2 protein-coding genes are annotated in these 1,775 nt (G+C 50.0%); both read left to right on the top strand.

All coding sequences use genetic code 11. The features are described from left to right. Nucleotides 1-1,002, top strand: a 1,002-nt coding sequence (locus H6F43_RS00195) for a HAMP domain-containing sensor histidine kinase (protein WP_199290069.1), incomplete at its 5' end; no start/stop codon positions are given. Between the two features lie 23 nt (nt 1,003-1,025). Then, a partial coding sequence (locus H6F43_RS00200) for a response regulator (RefSeq protein WP_190340030.1) occupies nt 1,026-1,775 on the top strand: 750 nt, incomplete at its 3' end.

Below are 1,775 nucleotides of genomic sequence, written 5' to 3' on the forward strand. Positions count from 1 at the left end.
GATCTGCCTGCGCTGACGATCGATCGGCTGACTGCAACCTTAATCGAGGTGTCTGCGGTTTTTTTCGTGCTGATTGGCATGGGGTCTTGGTGGCTAGTGCTGACGCAGGAGAGTCGGCAACTGGCGCAAGAAGAACTGGATAAGCAAAACCTACAGCTTCAGCAGGAGGTGGAAGAGCGACAGCTTGCAGAGTTGCAGCTACAGGAAAAGGCGCGACAGCTCGAACAAACGCTGCACAATTTGCGGCAGGCAGAGGCTCACCTGATTCAAACAGAGAAAATGGCGGCTTTGGGCGGACTCGTTGCCGGAATTGCGCACGAAATTAATACACCGATCGGCATTGGCGTCACAGCTGCCTCGCTGCTGGCAGAAAAGACCGCCGCGTTGTCTGACTATTTCCAGCGCGGGACGATGAAGCGTTCTGAGTTAGAAAAGTTTCTGGATGTGGCGCAACAGAGTAGTCGGCTGACCTTGGCGAATCTTAACCGAGCCGCAGAGCTAATTCAGAGTTTTAAGCAAGTTGCCGTCGATCAATTCAGTGAATCTCAGCGGGTGTTTAACCTCAACGCTTATCTACAAGAGATTTTGCTTCAGCTTAGCCCAAAACTTGGTTTGACAAAGCATACGGTCGAGGTGCACGGTGATCGTCACCTCAGCCTCAACAGCTATCCTGGCGCATTTTCCCAAATTGTCACCAACCTGGTAATGAATTCGCTGCTGCATGCATATGCACCCGACGATCGTGGACATATTACGCTGACTTTAAGCCAGACCGAGGAGCAAGTTATTCTTGAGTATGCTGATGATGGTCAGGGAATTCCTCCAGAAAACCTGAGCAAGATCTTTGAACCCTTCTTCACCACGAAACGGGGTCAGGGAGGTAGTGGGTTGGGATTGCATATCGTCTATAACCTGGTCACTCAGAAGCTAGGCGGAACGATTCAATGCGAGAGTCAGCCGTTTGAAGGAACCCGGTTTGTCATCAAGCTGCCGAAAACTTAAGCATCTTTACAGAAGGCTGGTCCATGTCGAGCAACGCCCAAAACCCTCTCCCTGCCTCTCAAGACGATGAGGTTATTTTTGCTCAGGAGGATGAGTTCCCATCTGCTGAAGAAGCCGAGTTAGACCCGCTTAAGGAATGCTGGAAAATCTTAATCGTCGATGATGATGTTGAAGTTCATGAAGTGACCAAGCTGTCTCTGAGTGACTTTGCCTTTGAGAATCAGTTACTCAGCTTTGTTAGCGCTTACTCGCTGCGAGAAGCAAAACAGCTAATCCAAGCGCATCCAGATACCGCCATTATTTTTCTGGATGTGGTGATGGAAACCGAGAATGCGGGCTTGGAATTGATTCAGTATGTCCGGGAAGAGTTGGGCAACTTGGCTGTCCGAATTATTTTACGAACGGGGCAGCCGGGACAGGCTCCCGAAGCGGTTTTAGTCGCCAATTACGGAATTGATGATTATAAAACCAAAACAGAGCTGACCTCCGAAAAGCTGTTTATTGTCGTGGTTACGGCACTCAGAGCCTTTTCAACCATGAAGCAAATGCTCGAAATGAGCCAGACTCTTAAGCTGGAACTGGTGCAATATCAGCAGCTTGAGTCGGCTCTGCGGATGAGTGAACTACAAGAGCGAGAAAAAGCCTACCAGTTAGAGCGATCGCTGCACGGACTGCAACAAGCTCAACAGCAGTCAGAGCAGCGAGAAAAGATAGAAACGCTGGGTCAATGGGTTACAGAAGTGACGCAGGATATCATCCGCGCGCCCAACGCC

It is taken from the genome of Leptolyngbya sp. FACHB-36, assembly GCF_014695955.1.
Lineage (GTDB): Bacteria > Cyanobacteriota > Cyanobacteriia > Leptolyngbyales > Leptolyngbyaceae > FACHB-36.